Source organism: Occallatibacter gabretensis (assembly GCF_001449115.1).
In the GTDB taxonomy this organism is placed as follows: domain Bacteria; phylum Acidobacteriota; class Terriglobia; order Terriglobales; family Acidobacteriaceae; genus Telmatobacter; species Telmatobacter gabretensis.
In genome coordinates this window covers 2,329,576-2,350,481 of record NZ_LAIJ01000009.1, presented here as the reverse complement: position 1 = coordinate 2,350,481, position 20,906 = coordinate 2,329,576, and the positions used below count along the sequence as shown (strand labels likewise).

The following is a 20,906-nucleotide window of genomic DNA, read 5'->3' as shown; positions in this document are numbered from 1 at the left end:
CTCACATGGACTGTCCGGTTAAACTGCCGATCCAGCCCGCACCCCATCCCAGGACACCAGCACCAAACAGCGCGCCGAAGAGCCCAGGAATCGCATCCTGAAACCGCCCAGACATCATGCGGATTCCGGCGAAAATCAGACCGCCGAAACAGATAACGGCACCCGCATAAATTGCAAAGGTCTTAAACGTTCCCATGAGCGTTTGCGCTCCTGAGAAGTCCATCGTTCCCTGGGCGTGAGCAACACCTGCGAAGGCGCACGCGACAAGCGTTGGCCCCATCACACGCGCTGCGTGGAGTAGTTTTCGATGAAGATTGTGTGTTCGGAAGCATGAACGAAGTGGCATTGGCATTCTCCTGATGGCGTATTCGCTTCGCCATGAGTGAAACCTAAAGCCGCTTCATCTCCTCGTCCAACAGTTCCTATCTATTTCGCCACACATTTTGTCTATGGCTACGGTCACGGGCTCAACCGAGCAACTCTAGTTGCTCGGGATGTCGCGTCTTCGACGGACGCTTGCTTCTCCTCGAAGCTGACCAGGTCTGCTGAAAGAATCGTTCGATGAATGGGAGCGCAACATGATCCATGTGGCTCGCATGAACAAAGGCGGTATCTGCCGTCCAATTGACACCTGCAATCGGTCGCGTAATTAAGCCAGGATCAAGAGGCGTTAGCTGGTCGATCAGCGCAAGACCGTAGCGCTCTTTCACCATCCATTGAATCTCTGAGGGAGTGCGAGCGGCGCAGGCTAAATGAATCGGGATGCCTACTTCCTTGAACATTTCTACCAGTCGTGTATGTGCCGAGGGATGCAGCTCTGGGTCGCGGAATATTGTGATGCGTTCCGCTACTTCATGAATGTCGAGTTGCGCGCGATCAGCGAGTACATCATCGGACCGCATGCAAACCACTAAGGGAGACTGAGCGATCTGCTGAACGTTGTAGAGAGTCGCATCCACTGGCAGGGGAATAATCGCACAGTCGAGCGCCCTGGCATCGAGTCGTTGCAGGCACAGCAGAGGATCGCCGCTCCACAGTTGAATGGCGCATCCGGGGAACATCCCTTCATAGTTCTCTCGAAATCTCTCAAGGAGCTTCGCATTGATGAAAGAGGAGAAGCCGAGGCGCAACGGTGGCACCTCATTGCGCTGGACAGCGAGGGCCATTGCCAGAGTTTGGTCCCACTCTTTCAGCGTGTTCTCTGCAAAGGTCGCAACGATGCGGCCCGCCGAGGTGAGCTTAAGACCATTCTGCAAACGGGCGAACAGCAGAAGCTCAACGGTGTCTTCGAACTTTCCGATTTGAGAACTGAGTGACGATTGTGCAACGAAGACTTGCTCGGCGGCACGGGTAAAGTTCAGCGTCTCTGCGGCCGCCTTGATGTATCGGAGGAGACGGAATGTAAGGGAATCTGACATCGGCCTTGGTACTCCACTTGGCTTTCGTCGATCCCACAGGCCCAAGCATCGGCTGTGGAAAACCTGCGCTTAAATCCATTGTTGGTAACAAATCGCAAATGTCAATTAGGCTCCGCGCGGTGGCCGGCCTCCTCAAGGTAACCATCTGCAGATTCAGCTTCGCTGGAGCCATAGACAAAAACTGTGGCGAAATCGGAAAAAAGTGTTGGACTGAAACTCGCTCCCGCTTCACGCTCAACTCTGAATCGTTCGCGTGAGGTGCTTATGAATAGCTCGTCCGAAACCGTTCTTACCGCCAATCATTCTGCAGCGGGTGTAAGAAATGAGTCCATCGAAACTCAGCTCGCTCTCGGCCTTCGCAAACCGCCGCGGAGTGTCGCAGAAGTCGAACCCCTGTTAACAGCAGATGAGGTAGCCAAGCGCCTCAATGTCAGCACGGATTGGGTGTGGGATCATTCCTCCCGTCGCAAGCCGCTCTTGCCGGTCATACGGATGGGAGACGGTACCTTGCGCTACCGGCCCAGCGGGATTGAGGCGTTCGTGGATGAACAGGAACGCAGATCGGCATTGCGTCGTAGAGCATAGTTGCACGCTTCACAAGCACTCCCCGCCGCGATCCCCAAGGGCAGTTAATCTTGTCGAATATCCGCGTAAACAAAGGATAAAATGGGCCTAGCCCGTTATTCCGCCCACAGAAATTGAGGAATACATGGGAACCTCGTATCAGAAGGGGTGGGTCAGGCTACGCGGAAAGAAGTGGTACGGATACTTCCGACGCATGGAGATCGATCCATCTACCAGTGAACCCAAACCGGCTGTCGCTCAAGTGATTCTTGGATTCAAGAGCGAGATGTCGAAATCGCAGGCCAGAGAGAAGCTGGAAGGCGAGATTGCCAAGCTGGGGAAACAGCCACTCAACGGTGATAAGTCCATGGTCAATGGAGCTGTCACCTTCGGATGGTTCGTACTGCACCGCTACTTGCCGCTGAAAGAGGCGGACTGGCGCGATGAAACTGCCAAAGTGAAGAAGCACCTCATCCAGGCTGATCTCGTTGACGAGTTCGGGGATGTGCGGCTCGAAAACTTTGACAAGTTCACGCTTCAGACTCACCTCAACAAGCTGGCCAAGACGCGGTCGAGAGACAGAGTCTTGCAGATTCGGGCATACATCAAGGCGATCTTCGCTGAAGCGGTCGATCAGGATTTTCTCCCGAAAGATCCTGCGCGCACGCTGAAGACTCCCGCGAACCTGCGGGAGACGGACAAGACGGTGCTGAGTTGGGAACAACTCGCAGCGGCCTTGGCCAGGCTCGGTCTGCGTGACCGGATTCTGCTCAAGCTCGATATGACGAATGCACTTCGACCGAGCGAGCTGTTCGCGTTCAGGTGGAAGTGTCATCGCGTGGAAGCGGTCTCGCTCACCATTGTGGAGACGATCTACAAGGGGAAGATCCGGTCCTACGGAAAGACAAAAGGAAGTCTCACCGAGGTGCCGATTGCGAAGGACCTCTCCGACGATCTCGTTGCCTGGAGGCAAGTCAGTCAGGAGCAGTACGACAAGAAAAAGAAGAAGCATGGCCTGCCGCCTGAGGATGAGGAAGCGTTTCTGTTTCCGAATCGGGATGGCTCCTTCATGGACCCAAGCAACTACCGCAAGCGGGTCCTTCACAAGCTGGCAACGGAGCTCGGTCTACCGAAGCTCACGTTCCAGGTCATCCGACGCACGATCGCAACGCTGGCCCAGAAGAAGGGCACAGTGAAGGACGTGCAGGGGATGATGCGGCACTCGCGTGTGGCGACGACTACCGACGTCTATATGCAGGAGATGCCGGAAGGTGTTCGCGCCACTGTGGACTCCATTCACCGGGAGCTGCAGGGCACGATGAAGAAGCTCGGGGCGAAGGGCAAGATGCGGCCGCCAGCCATTGCCGAATCTGTGGCGATGGTGCATTGATGGATAGGAATTTAGAGAGAAAGTCAGCCGAAGCGTGGCGCTTCAGAGAGGAGATGGAGACGACTGACATGGCTTGGCTGCACGGCAGTTTGAAATTTGCTGCCAATTTGCTGCCAAACGTTTGGGAGGGGTTCCGCTAAGTTGTTGAGATATTTGGTGGACCTGATCGGGATCGAACCGATGACCTCTTCCATGCCATGGAAGCGCGCTCCCAGCTGCGCCACAGGCCCACATTAGGAAGGATGCAACTTTTCTATTTTCGCTGTTCGCACTCGATTCGTCAATCGGCCTTGCTTGCAAGCGACAGAGCCGATGCAATTCCCGCCACAATCAACCTTACCCCTTCTTCAAATCGGGAATCGTGATTGGTAAACATCTCTGCCCCGGCCGCGGCCGCAAGCGGGTAGAGATCCTTGTTCACGCGTTGGTCCCGCGCATTCAAGGCATATTGCTCATTCGGCATTCCCGGTGCAATCTGCGTCGCCTGCTCCTCAATCACAAACCCCACCGTGTAGCTGTAAAGCGTGGTCAGCGCCACCACAGCCTGCCGCAGTGAAAAGCCCGCCGAAGTAAATCTCTGCAGGCTCATCTCCATCGCCTCGTACATCTTCGTATCGGTCAAATAAGTTCCACTGGCCATCTTTGCCCCATCGCGATGACGCAAAAACGTTCTTCTCAGGCTTGTGCAATACACAAACGCCAGTTCCTGCCAGGTTTCAAGTTCGCGCCACTTCGGCTCGTCCTCAATCGCTTTCAGTAAAACTTGAGTTCCCATCTCATCGAGCAGGTCCTGTTTGCTTTTGAAATGCCAATAAATCGCAGGTGCCTGCACTTCCAGCCGCGCCGCCAGCTTTCGCAGCGTCAACCCCTCCAGCCCGCCTTCATTTAATACTCCGAAGGCATGGTGCAAAATAAGCTGTCGATCAAGTGGCATAAAAAGAGTCTAGCATTTTTTATTTAACGGTGTTAAATTTAACTTAACAATGTTAAGGAGAGTTTTCCCATGAAAGCTGCTGTCGTAAATACCCCCGGTGAAATGCCCAAATATCAGGGCTTCGATGAGCCCACCGTGCAGGAAGGCGAAGTTCTCGTCCGCGTTCGCGCCGCAGGCGTACATCCTGTCGTGAAATCCATCGCTTCCGGCGCGCATTATTCCGCCAGCGGATCAGGCCCCATGATTCCCGGCATCGATGGCGTCGGTACGCTCGAAGATGGAACACGCGTCTATTTTGGCGGAGCCCGCAAACCCTGGGGAACCATGGCCGAGCGCGCCGCCGTCACGCGGTCCATGTACATTCCTCTCCCCGATGAAATCGACGACGTCACCGCCGCGGCCATTGCCAATCCAGGCATGTCTGGCTGGGTCGCGCTCAAAGATCGCGCCGGCCTTCTTCCCGGTGAAACCGTTCTCATTCTCGGCGCCACCGGCGTGGCCGGCCAGCTTGCCATCCAAGTCGCCCGCCAGATGGGAGCCAAGCGGATCGTAGGCGCAGGCCGCAATATAGATGCACTCCGCGACGCAGGCCTCGATGAAATCATTGCGCTCAACCAGCCCGAAGACGACCTTCGTAAGGCCTTCATCGCAGAGGCCGTCGCCGGCATCGATGTGGTCATTGATTATCTCTGGGGTCGGCCAACTGAGCTGCTCCTGGAAGCTCTCGCCAAGGGATTCAAAGCCACCGCCACGCACCGCACCCGCCTCGTGGAAGTCGGCGCAAGCGCCGGACCCAACATCACTCTGCCTGCCGCCATCCTTCGCAGTATCGATCTCACCATCCTCGGTAGCGGATTCGGCGCGGTATCCATTGATCGCATCTTCGCCGCGATCCCGGAGCTTTTCGCTCTGGCAGCCAGCGGAGCGCTCAAAATTGACGTCGATCCCATTCCACTCTCCGACGTGGAAGCGGCCTGGAGCCGCGCCGACAAGGGTCGCCGCATCGTTCTTACGGTATGAAACCTTGCGCCCGGTCCGTCGTCAAACCCTCAGGAACACTTTCCTCCGCTGCGGTGTCTAAGGAATCAGGAAGTTAAAAAAATGTGCCATAGAGCACAAACTGATTCCTGCAGAACATGCAGATTGCTGTAGTAATGTGGAGGAAACTGGATTTGCAGACGGACCTCACCATGGGCAATCTGGCCAGCGCATTGGCGCTCCATTCTGATGAAGCAGCTCTCGTAGCTGAGCTGCAAGCCGGCTCGGACGAGGCCTTTGCGTGGCTCATTTCGCGTTACCACCAGCCCATCTATTCGCTGCTGGCGCGCACCGTGCAGGATCGCGCGGATGCTGCCGATCTCGCGCAGGAAGTCTTCGTCAAGGTCTTCCGTGGAGTCTCCAATTTTCACGGTGAATCGTCGCTCCGCACCTGGATCTACCGCATTGCCCTGCGTGAAGCCTCCAACCAGCGCCGCTGGTGGATGCGGCACAAGCAGCAGGAAGTACCCATCGAGCAGGAGATTTACGAAAGCGACTCCTCCGCGCCCATCCGGTTGAAAGAAATGCTCGTCGACCCGGCGGAGTCGCCCTTTGACGCTGTCCTGCACGCAGAAACTCGCGCCCGCGTAGAAGCCGCGCTGGCCCAGGTTCCCGAGCCGTATCGCACCACGCTCATCCTTCGCGACATTGAAGGCTTTGTGTACGAGGAAGTAGCCGAGATGCAGGGAGTGAACCTCGGCACCGTCAAATCCCGGCTGGTCCGCGGACGCGCTTGTCTCAAGCAGATCCTGACCCGGTCTAATGTTCCAACCCACGCCGCAAGCTTTCAGTTGAATCTACGAGAGGAGGCGCAATGAACGGCTGCTCTGCCATGCAGGCAAAGTTTTCCGAGTATCTCGACGGCCGTCTCACCGGCGTCGAGATGCAGCGCATCTCCTCTCATCTGGATCAGTGCCTCCACTGCAGCGCAGAGTGGACCTCACTGCGCAACCTCCAGTCTTCGCTCTCGGCGCTCGGCTCCATGCAGGAACCGGACGATCTCCTGCTCCGCATCCGCGTAGCCGTCAGCCAGGAGCGCGCGCGCAGCCGTCAGAGCCGCTTCCAATGGCTCTCGCTCACCTGGAAGAACACAGTTGGACCATTCCTGTTGCAGGCATCAGCGGGCTTCGCCTCCGCTGTGCTGCTGCTCGGCACAGTGGCCGTCATGGTCGGCATCGTCAGCAATCCGCCCATGGCGCAGGCGGGTGACGAGCCGCTCGGCAACTCCACCGCACCGCGCCTGCTTTACTCAATCGGTGGTTCAGGAAACAACGACATTGCCGCGCTCTCCGGCCCGGTGGTCGTGGAAGCCTATGTCAACGGACAGGGCTCCGTCTACGACTTCCGCATCGTCTCCGGCCCCAACGATTCCCAGACCCGCGCCGCCGTGCAGAACCTCCTGCTGGTCAGCAAGTTCGAGCCCGCCCGCTTCTTCGGCCAACCCGTCCGCGGCCTCGCCGTGCTTTCCTTCTCAGGCGTCTCCGTCCGCGGATAAGCGGAAAAGCTACCCATAGATTCAGTGCGCAGCTAAGCTTCCATTATAATCAATGTTATAATTTCGGCATTGAGAGGGAGCTATGCAGAAGCTGAAATTGACCACAATTGGCAGTTCCACCGGAGTCGTCTTCCCGAAGGAAGTGCTGTCCAGGCTTAAGGTAGCCAAGGGCGACACTATCTTTCTGACCGAAGCGCCGGACGGCTATCGCATTACCCCCTACGACGCGGAATTTGAAGAAGACATGGCGCTGGCCCGCAAAGTAATGCGCAAGCGGCGCAATCTCTTGCGGGAACTGGCAAAATGACCGCTCCGACCTGGCGCTGGATTGCGGAAAATTCGGTCTTTGCTATGCACGATGAGCAAATTGCCGAGCACGGCGGCCTGGCAGGGGTCCGTGAGACATCGCTGCTACTGTCTGCGCTGGCACGCCCCCAAAACCTTGCAATCTACGGCGAGCCGGACATAGCGGATCTTGCCGCGTCTTACGCCGTCGGAATAGCGCGCAATCACCCTTTCTTCGATGGCAACAAGCGCACAGCATGGGTGGTCGCGGAAACCTTCCTGCTCAAGAATGGCTATGAGCTGACTGCAGGCGATGCGGAAGGTGTAACAACCATGCTGTGCGTGGCAGATGGAAGCATGGCCGAAGCCGAACTGGCAGCCTGGTTCCGAAGGTGGATTCAGCCCCTGGAAGACAACTGACCGGATGAATCCCCCCACAAGTCGATGCAGTCCTACGCCAGAATCCTCCCGCTTGACCCCCTTGGAGCGTCTAAATATACACTTCAGGCAGGGATCATTCATGCTTTCTAGTCCGTCTTCGCTCTCCGCTGCGCTCGCCTTCGCTCTCTCGCTCATTGCCGTTCCCGTTTTCTCGCACGCGCAATCATCCAGCTCTCAGCAAAGCTCGTCTTCCGGGCCCCCGCTCCAGCGTGAAAAGGCTCCCTCGCTCGTCGATCCTGCAGGCCCCACCGTCTCGCTCATCAGCTCTGAGCCGGTCTTCGTCATGGCCTCCGCGCTCAACGCCTGCGGCTACGATGAAGGTCTCGAAGAAAGCTCTCCCGTCCGCAAGAAGGTCCGCGACGAGATCAACGGCGCGCTCGCCATCAGCGAAGACGCCCGCAAGAAGCGCGACGCCGCCTGCCTCTACATCGCCCAGCACCGCATGACCGGTTCAGAGCGCGACATCTCGCAGTACATCTCGCTGGCACTCTATCTCAGCCCGCCCCCCGAGCTTGAAACCACCGTCGAGCTCACTGAGATGCCGCCCGATGCCACGCAGGTCGCGGAATTCGTGCCGCTCCTCAGGGATTTCTCAGCCGCCGTCGATCTGCATGGAATCTGGCTCACTCTGCACCGCTCCTACGATGACGAAATCAACACCATCCACGATCCACTCTCACAGATGATCGTCGGCACCAACCTCTATCTCAAGATGCCGGCATCCACCTACGATGGCCGCCGCTTCGTCGTCGTCATGGAGCCCATGCTCTCGCCGCGCACCGTCAACGCGCGCATTTACGGTCCCGATTATGTTGTGGTCACCTCGGCCGTCAACGGCAAGATTCGCATGAACGATGTCCGCCACACCTACCTGCATTACATGATTGACCCGCTGCTCTACTCGCGCACCAACGCGATGGAGCGCTCCCAGCCCATTCTTAAAGTCATCCGTGACGCGCCGCTCGAGTTCCGCTATCGCTCTGACACCGTCGCACTGACCATCGAGTGCCTCATCAAGGCCATCGAAGCCCGCACCATGGATACCGGCGTCGCCGATTACAAAATTCCCGCAGGCGTCGACCGCTCCGAGTTGCCAAAGTACGAAGGCGAACGCCACCAGGTAGAGGTCAAGCAGGAGTCCGTCCGCCTCACCGCCGTCCGTCATGACATGACCCAGGGTTTCGTGCTCACGCAGTATTTTTACGACTCGCTCATCCAGTTTGAGAAAGACCCAGCCGGCCTGCGTGACACCATGGGTGAAATGGTCTACTCCATGGATGTCGACCAGCAGGTGAGCCGCGCCAAGCGCATCCAGTTCGATACCGAAGCGGACGCCGACGTCCTCAGCCGCCCCAAGCCACGCAAGCTCGAAGGCCTGGACCTGGCCGAAGCCAAACTGCAGGCCGGTGATCCCGCCGGAGCCGCATCTCTGGCGCGCCCATTCCTCTCCGATCGGAATGCGGACAGCCTCCAGGCCGCAGCCGACTCCGCCCGCGCTAACTTCGTCCTCGCACGTGTCGCCCTCATCAACAAAAATCCGGAAGAAGCCGCAGGCCGTTTCAAGACAACGATTGATGGCAGCAAAGATCCTCGCCTGCTCGCCTGGTCGCACATCTACCTGGCCCGCATGCTCGATCTCTCCTGCAAACGCGACGAAGCCGTAGCCGAGTACAAGGAAGCCCTCGAAACCCGCGACGGCGAACAGGACACCCGCGTAGCCGCCGAGCGCGGAGTCAAAACCGCCTACGCTCCCATCAAAGGTCACTCCTGCGAGGACGACGACACCGACGACCCAGACCCCAAAGCAGACCCAAAGGCCGCGCCCACGTCCAAACCGCCAGCCACCAAACCGCAGTAACCTGGCGCAGGGAAAAAGCCTTCCCGCTTGCTATCCACCAACCTCCGTGTCGACCCTGCCTTATTCGGTTCGCAGGGCTTGAACGGGCTCGACGGAGGCGGCGCGGCGCGCGGGGATGAGGCTGGCCAGGATGCCAACAAGGGCCAAGCCGGCCGTTACGCCTGCCAGCAGCAGAAAGTCGTGGCTGGCATGCATTTCGACGACCGCCGATAACACCTTTCTGAGGGCAAGCGTGAGCGCCCATCCAATGGCAAGGCCCGAAAGCATAAGCAGCGCCACCTTGCCCAGAAGCAGCTTTGTAACCTGCGTGCGGGTTGAGCCAAGAGCCATGCGTATGCCTATCTCGCGGATACGGAGTTCGACTTCATGATTGACCAGCCCGTAGAGCCCGACGACGGCCAGCAGCAGGGCAAGGGCCGCGAAGATACCGAAGAGCCATCCTTCAAGCCGGTCAAGCGTGAGGCTGTCGCTGACCACATCGTTCATGGTTTCCGGCGTCTTGAACGGAACGGTCGGATCGATCTCATGAACTGCATTGCGGAGCGCAGGCACCAGCGCATTGAGGTCGCCATTGGAACGGACGATCAATGCCATGCTGTTCAGGGATTGCATCCGGTCCTTAGGCGTGATCTCGTCCATGAGCCAATCCATCTCCGCCATTTGCGGCTCGCGCAGGGCCTGCCGGACGTTGCTGACGACGCCCACAATGCCGCTCTTCAACTCCGGCTTGGGGTCATCGTCGATATGCGCGCCAACCGGATCGGCGCCCGCGGGAAAGAACTTCTGCTGAAAGGCCTGATTGACGACCATCGTTCCAGCCGCATTTTCGGACTTGTCGAGCGAGGGCGACAGCAGGCGCCCACGCGTGAGCTGAATGCCCATCGCATCGAAATATCCTGCGGAGACATATCGCGTTTCCGCGCCCATATCCACATTCGGTGGGTAGGGCGGCTGCCCGGTGATGTGGATGCCATAACCATCGCCCCAACTCCGAACGGGCAGCATATCGATGACGCCCGCGCCCTGCACTCCTGGCAAGTGAACAATCTTTTCCAGAAGCGGGTTGTAGAAGCTGGCGATGGGATCGCGTCCAGTGTAATGGCCTTTGGAAAGGTCGAGGCGGGTGGTTAGAATTTTGCCCGCGTCGATACCGAGATTGGTGTGGAGCAGGCCTTGCAGGTTCTTGAGCAGGAGCCCGGAAATGACCAGCAAAACGAGCGAGAGCGCTACCTGCGTGATGACGAACGCGGACCGAAGCCGGTGCTGGCTGCGCCCCGTGCCTGCGCCTGCGCTGCCGGCGCGCAGCGCGCGATTCGGATCGGCGCCAGAGAGTCGAATGGCCGGGAAGAGCGAGGCCAGCATACTGGCAAGCAGCGAAAGTGCTGCCGCAACAGCAACCACAGCGAAGTTGAGGTGAATGTCGCCGCCACGCGACATGGCGTTCACCAGAAAGACATTCATCGCTTTGAGGACCGTCCAGCCGACCAATATGCCGCCCAGCAATCCCGCGAAACAGAGCACGAGACTCTCGTTGACCAGTTGCCGCATGAGACGCCCGCGGCTGGCGCCCACTGCAGAGCGCAGCGCCATCTCCCGCTCGCGCTTGACTCCGCGCGCCATCAACAGTCCGGCAACGTTGACGCAAGCAATGGCCAGCAGCGCGAGCACAGCCAGGGCCAACGTGCCCAGCGGGCCGGCAAGCGTTCGCTTTCCAAACCGGTCAAGACTGTTCACCGCCACGTCCAACGGCAACAGCCGCGCAACGGTGTGGCCCGTCTCCTGTTCAGGATACGCACGCGCGAGATTGGTCATCACGCGGTTCAGATCGGTGCGCGCCTGTTCATTGGTTACGCCCGGCTTCAGGCGGCCTACGGTCTGCATCCAGTGCATGCCGCGTGCCTTGGCCCAGGACGGATTCAAGTGCAGTGGCGTGTAGACAGCCTCGTGCGCTTCAAGCGGAAAGCGGAACCCTGCGGGCATGACTCCGATTACGGTGTACGGCGTTCCATCAAGTTGCACATCCTTGCCGACGACATCGGTTTGTCCGGCAAAACTGCTTTTCCAAACCTCATTGCTGAGCACGACAACGTTATCTTTGCCGGGCTGGTCTTCCCCCGGCAAATAGGTGCGTCCGAGGAGCGGCTTGACTCCAAACACATCGAAAAGATTGTCGGTGCTCTTGACGGCGCTAAGCGCTACCGGGCCACTGGGCCCTTCAAGGTTGACTCTGCCGAACATGGAATAGCCGGCCAGCGCATCGAAGCTGCGCTGTTGCGCGCGCTCGTCGAGGTAGCTGAGATAGGACGAGGGCAATGTATCTCCGGTGCGCCCGATCATCACCGGAGAGACAAGGCGGTCCTGATCGGCGTAAGGCAGTGGCTGCAACAGCACCGCATCAATCACGTTGAAGATGGCTGAAGATGCGCCGATACCCAATGAAAGCGTAACTATGGCGGTGATGGCGAAGCCGGGCGAGTTGCTCAACTGGCGCAAGGCAAAGCGGAGATCCTGCAGGACGGAAGCAACCCCCAACGTGCCACGGCTTTCACGGCAATCTTCCTTGATCTGCTCCAATCCGCCGAACTCCAGGCGAGTGGTGCGGCGAGCTTCATCCTCGGTCATGCCGGCGTGCACCTTTTCGGCAACCTGCTGCTCAAGGTGAAACCGAAGCTCGGAGTCGAGTTTCTCTTCCATTCGCTTGCCTGTGAAAAGCCGCTGAAACCAGTTCATGATGTTTCTCCCTGCGGACCTTGAAGAATCAGCCCGACGACTTCAGTAAGCCGAGTCCAGCTGGCAGTCTCGTTTTCAAGCTGGAGCTTCCCTTTGTGCGTCAGGCGATAGAACTTTGCTTCGCGCCCGGTATCCGACGGCTTCCAGTCCGCTGCAAGAAACTTCTTGTATTCGAGACGATGCAAGGCGGGGTAAAGCGACCCTTGCTGAACCTGGAGCGCCTCTTGCGACATCTGCTGAATTCTCTGCGCGATTGCGTATCCGTGAATAGGGCCCAGTGCGACGACGCGCAGAATCAGGAGGTCGAGAGTGCCTTGCGGGAGATCGAGCTGAGCTGGCTTCTTCATACCTGTCACTTCTACATATATACATGGCGATATGTAGAAGGTCAAGGCCTCAGACAATGAAGAAGTAGTACGCTTCCCATAAACCAAACCCGCTCCCCTCAACGTCAAAGAATGTAAACTGGCTTTCGCTGGGGGATCAGCGATGGAAGCACTTGTGAGCGAACTGGAAGCCGCGCTGGGACACACATTTGCCCAGCCTGAGCTCTTGGTGCGCGCACTCACGCACCGATCCCTCGCCCACGGCAAAACCAGCTCCAACGGCAGCGCGGAAGCCCCGTCCGGCGACAACGAGCGCCTCGAATTCCTCGGAGACGCCGTCCTCGGCCTCGTCGTCGCAGAAGCCCTTTTCCTTCTGCATCCTGACTGGACCGAAGGCGAGCTCACCCGCATGCGGGCCCAGCTCGTCAGCCGCCAGAACATGGCTCTCGTCGCCGGTGCAATCGACCTCGGGCGTCACCTCCGCCTGAGCAAAGGCGAGGACCGCAGCGGCCTTCGCCGCAAAACCACAGTCCTCTCGAACGCCATGGAAGCCGTTCTCGGCGCGCTCTTTCTTGACGGCGGCCCGAACGGCGATCTCGACCCCGTCCGCGCCTTCGTCCACAGGCACGTCCTCGGAGAAGCCGCCGATCAGCTCGCCCGCGAAATGCGTTCCGGTGCAGCGCTCGGCAACTACAAATCCGCCCTGCAGGAGCATCTTCAGTCCACCCGCTCCGGCACACCCGTCTACCGCGTCAAAAGCGAGTCCGGCCCCGACCACAGGAAGCGCTTCCTCGTCGAAGTCCGCTTAAAGCCTTCCGCATCCGAAAACGGCAATGCCAATCCTGACCCCGTTGGACCCGGAAAACCCCTCGCCCGGGGCCTCGGCAGTACCAAGAAGAACGCCGAGCAGGATGCCGCCCGCCGCGCCCTAGCTCATCTCACCGGCACAAAAATCAGCGCAGCGCTCGACACCCCGCCACTCGACACGCCAGAGGAGGCAGCCGCCGAATGAGCGCGCCCGCTTCCATCCGGACTCAGCCTCCACTGCCCCACGCGCATCGCCTCCTTCTGCCCACGCCGTCTGACGCGTTCGCTCTGCTACTCCGCACTCTTGTCGTCGGACTATTTCTCCTCACCTTCCTGCTCCAGCCCTACCTCATCCCCTCGGAAAGCATGGAGCGAACCCTCCTCATCGGCGATTTTCTGCTCGTCAACAAGCAGATTCTCGCCCCATCCGACGCGCTCTCCCGCACCCTCCTTCCCTACCGCGAAGTCCAGCGCGGCGATATCGTCGTCTTCCACCATCCCCGCCCGCCGCTGCTCATTAAGCGCGTCGCCGGCATCCCCGGAGATCACATCCGCGTCGACGACGGCCATCTCTCCGTCAACGGCCTTCGCATCTTCGAGCCCTGGGCCGCCTTCGAGCCCACCTCCTACAATCCTGCCCGCGACGTCTTTCCCGGAACCGTCTACTCTGACCCAAACGTCAGCCCCGACTGGTGGCACAAGCTCCCCACCCTCGTCCAGAACGGTGAGCTCGTCGTCCCTCCCGGCCAGTACTTCGTCCTCGGCGACAACCGCAATCACAGCGAAGATTCGCGCTTCTGGGGCCTCGTCCCGCGCGACGCGATCATCGCTCGCCCCATGCTCATTTACTTCTCCGTTCGCCGTCCCTCATCCACAGATGTCGAGCAGCCGTCGGATGATAAACTCGGACACGATAGAGAACTTACGGCAAAGCTAACCGGATTCGCCCGCTGGGAACGCATCTTCCGCGTCGTTCGATAGAACGCCGGGACCAGTCCGTTAAGCCCTTGCCACTCTCGTCCTAGAGCCACGAATGACGAAAATAAACGCCGCAGACACCATCCCCGCAGCCGGGCAGAAAACCGGAGAAACCTTCTTCGAGGCCATCGCCAGCTACGCGGCGGTCTTCGTAGTCGGTCTCTTCATCTTCAGCTTCATCGGCCAGAACTTCGTCATCCCCTCCGGCTCCATGGAGAACACGCTCCTCGTCGGCGATCACCTCTTCGTCGATCGCGTCACCCTCTCGCCCGGCCACAACTGGTTCCCGCTCATCCATTACCGCGAGCCGCAGCACGGCGACATCATCGTCTTCTACAAGCCCGTGCCCGACGATGTCCCCGGCTCCGACACGCCGCAGTATAACTACCTCGTCAAGCGCCTCATCGGCGTCCCCGGCGACCACATCCATCTCCACGCAGGCGTCGTCTACATCAACGGAGTCCCGCAGGAGTTTCCAAAAACCTGGTCGGATACCCCCGCCGACTTCTCAGAGAAGCCCTTCCTCGACGAATTCCCCTCGTACCCTGTTGTCCCCGAGCCTGGCAATTACAAAACCGAGCAGTGGGCCACGGAGATCAACTCGCATATCGTCAACGGCGATCTCGTCGTTCCCCCCGGCAAGTACTTCATGATGGGCGATCACCGTCACGACTCCGCCGACTCGCGCTTCTGGGGTTTCGTCCCGCGCGAAAACATCGTAGGCCGTCCCCTCTTCAACTACTGGTCTTTCCAGACCCCCGACGGCCAGCTCGAGCAGCCCGGCATCGCCGCCAAAATCTCCTGGATGGGCCACGTCGTCGTGCACTTCTTCACCGATACCCGCTGGTCCCGCACCTTCAAAGTCATGCGCTAAACACACATTCTGGGTGCCCCACCCTCGCCGGGCCTTTGTTTTTCCGGCTAGGGTGGGATAGCACGGCTCAGGAATTACGATTACAAACAATGACCTCCGAGCCCAAGCCAGAAATCGAGCCAGCCACCAAACCCTGGCTTCGGCGGCACATTCGCTTAACTCTCGGTCTGAGCGTTGTTATTCTCATCCTGCTTCTCGTCTTCGTTCCGCCATATATAAGCATCAGCCGCTATAAAAGCCACATCACCCAGCTTGTCTCCACCTCTCTCGGCCGGCCCGTGCACCTTTCCGCCGTCGAGCTCCGCATGCTTCCCCGCCCCGGCTTCGTCATCACCGACCTCAACGTTGAGGAAGACCCCGCCTTTGGCGCAGAGCCGGTCCTCCACGCCGATACCGTCGTCGCCTCCGTCCGGCTCTTCTCCCTCTGGCGCGGCCACCTCGCTCTCGATCGCATCAGCGTCGACCAGGCCAGCGTCAACCTCGTCCGCAACGCAGATGGCCGCTGGAACGCTGACTCGCTCTTACGCACCGCCGAACCCACTGCCGACACAGCAGACACCGCCACCCGCCGCCCGCTGCCTTATATGGAGGCAACCAACTCCCGCATCAATGTCAAATTCGGCACCGAAAAGATTCCCTTCTCGCTCACCAACACAGACGCCTCGCTCTGGCGTGAGGACGACGGCTGGCACATTCGCCTCCGCGGTCAGCCCGCGCGCACCGACATTCCGCTCGATCAGGCAGACACCGGCATCGTCCGCCTCGAAGCTACCCTGAGTCCCGCCTCTCATCTCAGCCACATGCCGCTCCACGTTGAAATGGATTGGCGCAAAGCCCAACTCGGCCAGCTCTCGCTCCTCATCCTCGGCTCAGACCAGGACTGGCGCGGCGACCTCACCGGCGAACTGCACGCAGACGGCTCCGCAGACGCCTTAACCATCTCCACCCGCCTCCGCGCCACCGGCGTCCACCGCGTGGAGTTTGAACCTCTCTCTTTACTCGACTTCGACGCCAACTGCAGCTTTCTCTATCACTTCTCCGCCCGCTCCCTTGAAAAGATCGAGTGCAACTCACCCATCGGCGACGGCCGCGCACACCTCACCGGCAGCTTGCCCGCCTCGCCCGCCACCCCGCAACTCACGTTGGAGCTGGACAAAATTCCCGCACAGGCTCCGCTCGACATCCTCCGCACCTTCCGCGGCAACTTCAATCAGAGCCTCTCCGCGCAAGGCTCCTTCAGCGGCAAAATGACCTACGCGCTCGCAAGCGCCGCAGTGACCCAGCAGCCAGCCCAATCAAAGGCTCAACTTCATCGCGCCATGGGTGGAAAAACGCTCCCACCGTCATCTCTACAGGGCAGCTTCACCGGCCAGGACCTCCGCCTTACCGGCCAGGGACTCGCCAATCCCATCTCGATCACGAATCTCATCCTTTCGCCAGCGCCGCCCCAACCAAATCAGTCCCCCTCGCTCACAGCCGCCATCGCCATCCCCACAGGAGCGCCCGCACCGCTCGCCATCACGGCACAATTAAGCCAGCAGGGCTTCAATCTCGCCATACGCGGCTCCTCGTCGCTGCCTGCTCTGCGAGATCTGGCCCACGCCACCGGCGTCGCTCAGGATGGCGCGTTGACCCAGATCACAAGCTCTGCAAACGCCCCCATCTCACTCGATCTGCACGTCTCCGGCCCCTGGCTTACTTCCACCTCGTTCGCGGCAGTTACGCCCAATCCGGATGAAGGCGCCAAGACTCTCTCCGGCTCCATCGCCCTCCGTAATGCCGCATGGAAGCCCGATTTTCTCTCCGCACCCGTAGATCTCGGCTCCGCCACGCTGCGGTTTGAAAACGGCCTCGCCATCTGGGATGGCGTCAGCTTCGCCTACGGCCCTTCCGCCAGCCGCATTCGCGGAACCGCCACGCTTGCCATGCCACTTCCCTGCGCATCCAGCGAACCCTGCGCGCCGCATTTCACCGTCCGTTTTTCCGTACTCGATCTCACCACGCTTCAGCAGGCGCTGCTCGGCGCACACGAACCGGGAACCATCATCTCTTCGTTCATCGATCGCTTCCGCCCCCCCTCGCAGCTCGCATGGCCTGCGGCTCAGGGAACCGTACAGGTAGATTCCCTCACCGCGGGCCTCTTCACCTTCACCGGCGCGTCGGCGCGCCTCCAGGTGGAATCGCACGGCGTAAAGATCACTGGCTTTGAGGCACAAACGCTAGGCGGCCAGATCCATGGCACAGCTTCATTCGCAGTCCCCGCAAGCCAGCCCGTCATGCCCATTTACACGCTCGACGCCTCCTTCACCGGCATCAATCCCACGTCTCTCAGCAAAGTCCTGGGAGAAACATGGACCGGCAGCCCAATCAACGGCTCCGGAACGCTGAAGCTCTCCGGCTTCACCCCCGCTGACCTCGCCTCCAGCGCCCAGGGAACCCTGAACTTCGACTGGCGCAACGGACGCATCACACAACAGGTGGCGGTCCAGGCCACAGATGCCCTGTCTCCCACAGAATTCACCCGCTGGACCGGCACAGCAAAGATCGACAAATCAGCCATCACCCTCGGCGAAAACAAGCTCCAGCAAAACGGCAGCAAACCCACCCAAGCCGAAGGCTCCTTAACCTTCGCCCAGAAACCGAAGCTCACTCTAATCACTGTCCCCACCAACCCACAACAGTAAGGCAGTGTCATCCTGAGCCAAGCAAGGCGCATCCTATGCGCTTTGCGCAGTCGATGGACCTGCGGCTGTTCTTGCTTTTGCCTTTCGTCCATTCACCAGAACACTGGGTGCCCCAGGTCTCGCTCTTGAGACCTGGGATAGCACTCCCTTTAACCCGCCAAAATATCGTGTCATCCTGAGCGAACGGGGCCCCAAACGTTCTTCAGTTTGGGGGTGGTGAGTCGAAGGACCTGCTTTTGCTTTCTAGCCCCTGATTCCTCAGTCCCTCACTCACCCATCGCGCCCGCTAAAATAAACCCATGCCCTCTTCCATCTCATCCCCCGTCACCCTCCACTGCCAGGGAATCCTCTTCGACATGGACGGAATCCTTATCTCGTCCCTCGGCTCCGTAGAGCGGAGCTGGACCAAGTGGTCCAACATGCGCGGCCTCGACCCGGCCTACGTCCTCACCGTCATCCATGGCCGTCGCGCCATCGAATCCGCCGCCGAACTGCGCCCCGACCTCGACGCTGACGTCGAACTAAAGCTGCTTGAAGAGATCGAATGCGCAGACGGCGAAGGAATCGAAATCCTTCCCGGCGTCCAGCAGCTGCTCGCCGCACTGCCCCCGCATCGCTGGACCGTCGTAACCTCCGCCACAGAAAAGCTGGCCCGCACCCGTCTCGCCATGATCGGCCTGCCCGTTCCCGAGCGCCTCATCACCGCCAGCTCCGTATCGCAGGGCAAGCCGCATCCAGCGCCTTATCTAGAGGGCGCAAAGCTCCTCGGCTTCCGGCCTGAAGATTGTGTCGTCATCGAAGACTCTTATTCAGGTGTCAAAGCAGGCGAAGCCGCAGGCTGCACAGTAATCGGCACCACCTTCTCCCACACCCCGGCAGAGCTCTCCGCAGCCCACTACCTCGTCCACGACCTCACCGGCCTCGAAGCCACCGAGACCAACGCAGGCCTCGAGCTGCGCTTCGTCGCACTCGAGAACGCTAATTTAAAGATCAGGGCTTGAGCAGCACACATCCCAGCTCCACAACAGATGTGTCATCCTGAGCGAAAGGGGCCCCAAACGTTTTTCAGTTTGGGGGTCGTGAGTCGAAGGACCTGCTTTGCTTTCGTGGGTTCCAAGACAACGATGTGTGCCCGAGGGTCCGGACCCCCACGCGATGATTTTTGTCGCGTGGAGTGGATATATCCCGGTTTTTGAGACCTCGGATACCACAACAGCCAATCCCACTTTTCTATCCTTGGCCATCTGAAAAGGCAAGGCGAAGGACGCGGCCAGCCCGACCGACGTCTGACGTCTTATAAGGTCTAAGGTCGCAGACATCCAGTTCTGACGGCGGGCACTGTAGCTTGTGCCTTTTCAGTAATTTTTCGGCCATCTTCACCAAAAGTGACGAAGACCCCCAATAATTCTCTAAGCAACACATGACACCTTCTTTACATGTTTCAGAGTTTACTGGGATGAGAAGTGCGGATCTGATCCGACTCTGGAGGAAATACCAATGAAATCGATTACCCGTTTTGTCACAGCATTGGTGGCAGTTATGTTAACTGTTGCCGTACTGTGTCCCGCGCAGGACGCCAAGCCGAAGGACCTGGGCAAGGGGTCGGCGTTTAATGGCAAGAAGCTCGAGATGAAGGACAATGGAGAGGTCGCTTACCTCCTGTCTTTCACGGCGGGGAAAGAGTTCGAGGCCACCACAGACGGCCTGAAGAATACCGACGTGCACCTTTTCGTCAACGACTCCACAGGCACGGAGGTCGCTAAGGACGACTCGTCCGGACCGAAGTGTTCGGTTAAGTTCACGCCCGAGAAGGACGGCCAGTACAAGTTTGTCATCAAGAACTCCGGCGGGACCAACACGGTGACCTTCAATGTAAAGGTCGCCAAATGATGACTCGCCGCTTGTCGAAGAGACACTAGGATTCGCGCCAAATGGCTTTCGAAAAGCTGCGGATTATCGTCACGACGGCGATCCCTAAGCCTGGATCCCGCGAAAGGTTCAGCAAGAATAGCTGCAAAAAGACCGCCAACCCGGATGGGATTGGCGGTCTTTTTATTGCGGTTTCCTGGCTTGAAAGCTCAAAACTGTGACCAGCCCGGTCAAGCTGTGAATCCGTGAAAGGATCCCAACCAGTATATCCCTGAAAATAAGCAACTTGCAATAAGGCCCAACACAGGGTAATTCAAGCAGTTGTGAATCTGCGACTGACCACCCAGCCCTACTCGCTGGCCTCAATCTTCCGTCCGTGAAGATCCTGCAGCGGCCGCGAATTCACCGGATAGATCGCCGAAAAGGCTCGAATCTGGTCTCGGCTCACCGGCATCTGCTGCTGAAAGATCAGCCACTTCACGCCCTCCGTGCACGGCGGCGCAGTCAGCGAGCCGGTATAGGTCCAGTAGCCGCGATCCGCAGGAAGAAACCCGCCGGGGTTCACGATATCACTGACCTTCGCCGTCTGCCCCACGGTCTTCGGCATACTCGGCCACAGCGTGGAAAGCAATGCATTCGGCGCGTCGCGGTTTTCAATTAGCCGCACCGCAACCACGGCCAGCTTCCCATCGGAGCTCTTGTGCACCAGGTGTACCACCATGTCAGAGAGCTTGCCCTTCACGACCTCATCGCTCGGATGATGAAAGTGGAACTGCACCAGATCATAGCGAACGCCCTCGGACACGATGTAGCTGCCCGGCGCCACATTCACCTGGATGGTATGGCCGTTATTCACCATCTCCACGGGTCCCGCCATGTAATGAAATTCAATCGGCTGCAGAGCCTTGTTCAGCTTTGCATTGCGAATATCGACAGGCGACTGTTCCTTCCCCTCCGAGCAGACCTTCCAATCAGGGTCCAGCTTGCCCCAGTTGAGAGGACCGTACTTGCCAAGGTAATCCCATTTGGTGGTGGTAGTCGTTTGCGCGGACGCGGCACACGCAAGGCCGGCCAGAAGCAGTGCAACAGCAGGAAGACGCATAGTTTGCTCCGAAACAATGAGTAACTGGAAAAATTTTACAGTAGTGACAAGGTTGTGGACTGCCACAAAAGAAAATGGGGAGCCACTCGGGCTCCCCATAAACTTTGTGTAGG

The 20,906-nt window shown here is 59.1% G+C and carries 21 protein-coding genes and 1 tRNA gene; 15 read left to right on the top strand and 7 right to left on the bottom strand.

The genetic code is table 11. The features are described 5' to 3' along the window. Position 1: 1 nt before the first annotated feature. Positions 2-346: a hypothetical protein gene (locus tag VO84_RS16125; protein WP_058188581.1), complete on the bottom strand. Its 345-nt coding sequence runs from the start codon at positions 344-346 to the stop codon at positions 2-4. A 121-nt stretch (positions 347-467) separates the two neighbouring features. After that, on the bottom strand, positions 468-1,418 hold the full coding sequence (locus tag VO84_RS16120) for a LysR family transcriptional regulator (RefSeq protein ID WP_058188580.1): 951 nt from the start codon (positions 1,416-1,418) through the stop codon (positions 468-470). A 264-nt stretch (positions 1,419-1,682) separates the two neighbouring features. Here VO84_RS16120 and VO84_RS16115 point away from each other — a divergent pair, with 264 nt between their 5' ends. Next, complete coding sequence (locus tag VO84_RS16115; RefSeq protein WP_058188579.1) at positions 1,683-2,003, top strand: helix-turn-helix transcriptional regulator; 321 nt, start codon at positions 1,683-1,685, stop codon at positions 2,001-2,003. A 124-nt stretch (positions 2,004-2,127) separates the two neighbouring features. Beyond that, positions 2,128-3,372, top strand: coding sequence for a tyrosine-type recombinase/integrase (locus VO84_RS16110; protein ID WP_058188578.1), 1,245 nt, complete (start codon positions 2,128-2,130; stop codon positions 3,370-3,372). A 154-nt stretch (positions 3,373-3,526) separates the two neighbouring features. Here VO84_RS16110 and VO84_RS16105 read toward each other — a convergent pair. Both VO84_RS16105 and VO84_RS16100 read right to left on the bottom strand, forming a co-directional pair. Next, positions 3,527-3,602: transfer RNA gene (locus VO84_RS16105), tRNA-Ala, on the bottom strand. Positions 3,603-3,652: 50 nt separating this feature from the next. Continuing rightward, positions 3,653-4,306 carry a TetR/AcrR family transcriptional regulator C-terminal domain-containing protein gene (locus VO84_RS16100; protein WP_058188577.1) on the bottom strand — a complete coding sequence of 218 codons (654 nt, stop codon included), beginning with the start codon at positions 4,304-4,306 and terminating at the stop codon, positions 3,653-3,655. A 69-nt stretch (positions 4,307-4,375) separates the two neighbouring features. Here VO84_RS16100 and VO84_RS16095 point away from each other — a divergent pair, with 69 nt between their 5' ends. The 6 genes from VO84_RS16095 to VO84_RS16070 all read left to right on the top strand — a co-directional run bounded on the left by VO84_RS16095 (position 4,376) and on the right by VO84_RS16070 (position 9,423). After that, the gene (locus VO84_RS16095; RefSeq protein WP_058188576.1) at positions 4,376-5,326 is read left to right on the top strand and encodes a quinone oxidoreductase family protein; all 951 of its coding nucleotides are present in this window, start codon (positions 4,376-4,378) and stop codon (positions 5,324-5,326) included. A 116-nt stretch (positions 5,327-5,442) separates the two neighbouring features. Beyond that, a complete protein-coding gene (locus tag VO84_RS16090) occupies positions 5,443-6,162 on the top strand; it encodes an RNA polymerase sigma factor (protein WP_231737990.1) in 720 nt (239 codons plus the stop codon). Further along, a complete protein-coding gene (locus VO84_RS16085) occupies positions 6,159-6,839 on the top strand; it encodes a zf-HC2 domain-containing protein (RefSeq protein WP_058188575.1) in 681 nt (226 codons plus the stop codon). The genes VO84_RS16090 and VO84_RS16085 overlap by 4 nt, the downstream gene beginning before the upstream one ends. 82 nt (positions 6,840-6,921) lie before the next feature. Continuing rightward, positions 6,922-7,146 carry an AbrB/MazE/SpoVT family DNA-binding domain-containing protein gene (locus VO84_RS16080; RefSeq protein WP_058188574.1) on the top strand — a complete coding sequence of 75 codons (225 nt, stop codon included), beginning with the start codon at positions 6,922-6,924 and terminating at the stop codon, positions 7,144-7,146. Then, positions 7,143-7,544 carry a type II toxin-antitoxin system death-on-curing family toxin gene (locus VO84_RS16075; protein ID WP_058188573.1) on the top strand — a complete coding sequence of 134 codons (402 nt, stop codon included), beginning with the start codon at positions 7,143-7,145 and terminating at the stop codon, positions 7,542-7,544. The genes VO84_RS16080 and VO84_RS16075 overlap by 4 nt, the downstream gene beginning before the upstream one ends. Positions 7,545-7,644: 100 nt before the next feature. Next, positions 7,645-9,423 (top strand): hypothetical protein, encoded by a 1,779-nt coding sequence (locus VO84_RS16070; RefSeq protein ID WP_058188572.1) that lies wholly within the window; start codon positions 7,645-7,647, stop codon positions 9,421-9,423. A gap of 60 nt (positions 9,424-9,483) precedes the next feature. Here the strand turns inward: VO84_RS16070 and VO84_RS16065 are convergent, their stop codons facing one another. After that, complete coding sequence (locus VO84_RS16065; RefSeq protein WP_058188571.1) at positions 9,484-12,153, bottom strand: ABC transporter permease; 2,670 nt, start codon at positions 12,151-12,153, stop codon at positions 9,484-9,486. After that, on the bottom strand, positions 12,150-12,500 hold the full coding sequence (locus VO84_RS16060; protein WP_058188570.1) for a PadR family transcriptional regulator: 351 nt from the start codon (positions 12,498-12,500) through the stop codon (positions 12,150-12,152). Before VO84_RS16060 ends, VO84_RS16065 begins: the two co-directional genes overlap by 4 nt. A gap of 142 nt (positions 12,501-12,642) precedes the next feature. On the opposite strand from VO84_RS16060, the gene rnc reads away from it, so the two are divergent. The 7 genes from rnc (at position 12,643) to VO84_RS22595 (ending at position 19,912) form a co-directional block, all read left to right on the top strand. Beyond that, entirely contained in the window at positions 12,643-13,491 is an 849-nt protein-coding gene (rnc, locus tag VO84_RS16055; protein WP_058188569.1) for a ribonuclease III, read from the top strand. Continuing rightward, positions 13,488-14,267 (top strand): signal peptidase I, encoded by a 780-nt coding sequence (gene lepB / locus VO84_RS16050; RefSeq protein WP_058188568.1) that lies wholly within the window; start codon positions 13,488-13,490, stop codon positions 14,265-14,267. Before rnc ends, lepB (VO84_RS16050) begins: the two co-directional genes overlap by 4 nt. A gap of 52 nt (positions 14,268-14,319) precedes the next feature. Further along, positions 14,320-15,138: a signal peptidase I gene (lepB, locus tag VO84_RS16045; protein WP_058188567.1), complete on the top strand. Its 819-nt coding sequence runs from the start codon at positions 14,320-14,322 to the stop codon at positions 15,136-15,138. Positions 15,139-15,227: 89 nt separating this feature from the next. Beyond that, positions 15,228-17,822 (top strand): AsmA family protein, encoded by a 2,595-nt coding sequence (locus VO84_RS16040; protein WP_058188566.1) that lies wholly within the window; start codon positions 15,228-15,230, stop codon positions 17,820-17,822. Positions 17,823-18,121: 299 nt separating this feature from the next. Continuing rightward, positions 18,122-18,823 carry an HAD family hydrolase gene (locus tag VO84_RS16035; protein WP_058188565.1) on the top strand — a complete coding sequence of 234 codons (702 nt, stop codon included), beginning with the start codon at positions 18,122-18,124 and terminating at the stop codon, positions 18,821-18,823. 496 nt (positions 18,824-19,319) lie between these two features. Further along, positions 19,320-19,712: a hypothetical protein gene (locus VO84_RS16030; RefSeq protein WP_058188564.1), complete on the top strand. Its 393-nt coding sequence runs from the start codon at positions 19,320-19,322 to the stop codon at positions 19,710-19,712. Between the two features lie 41 nt (positions 19,713-19,753). Then, positions 19,754-19,912, top strand: coding sequence for a hypothetical protein (locus tag VO84_RS22595; RefSeq protein WP_157439922.1), 159 nt, complete (start codon positions 19,754-19,756; stop codon positions 19,910-19,912). Between the two features lie 128 nt (positions 19,913-20,040). On the opposite strand, the gene VO84_RS16025 is transcribed toward VO84_RS22595, so the two are convergent. Next, a complete protein-coding gene (locus VO84_RS16025; protein WP_058188563.1) occupies positions 20,041-20,793 on the bottom strand; it encodes a carbonic anhydrase in 753 nt (250 codons plus the stop codon). Between the last annotated feature and the right edge of the window lie 113 nt (positions 20,794-20,906).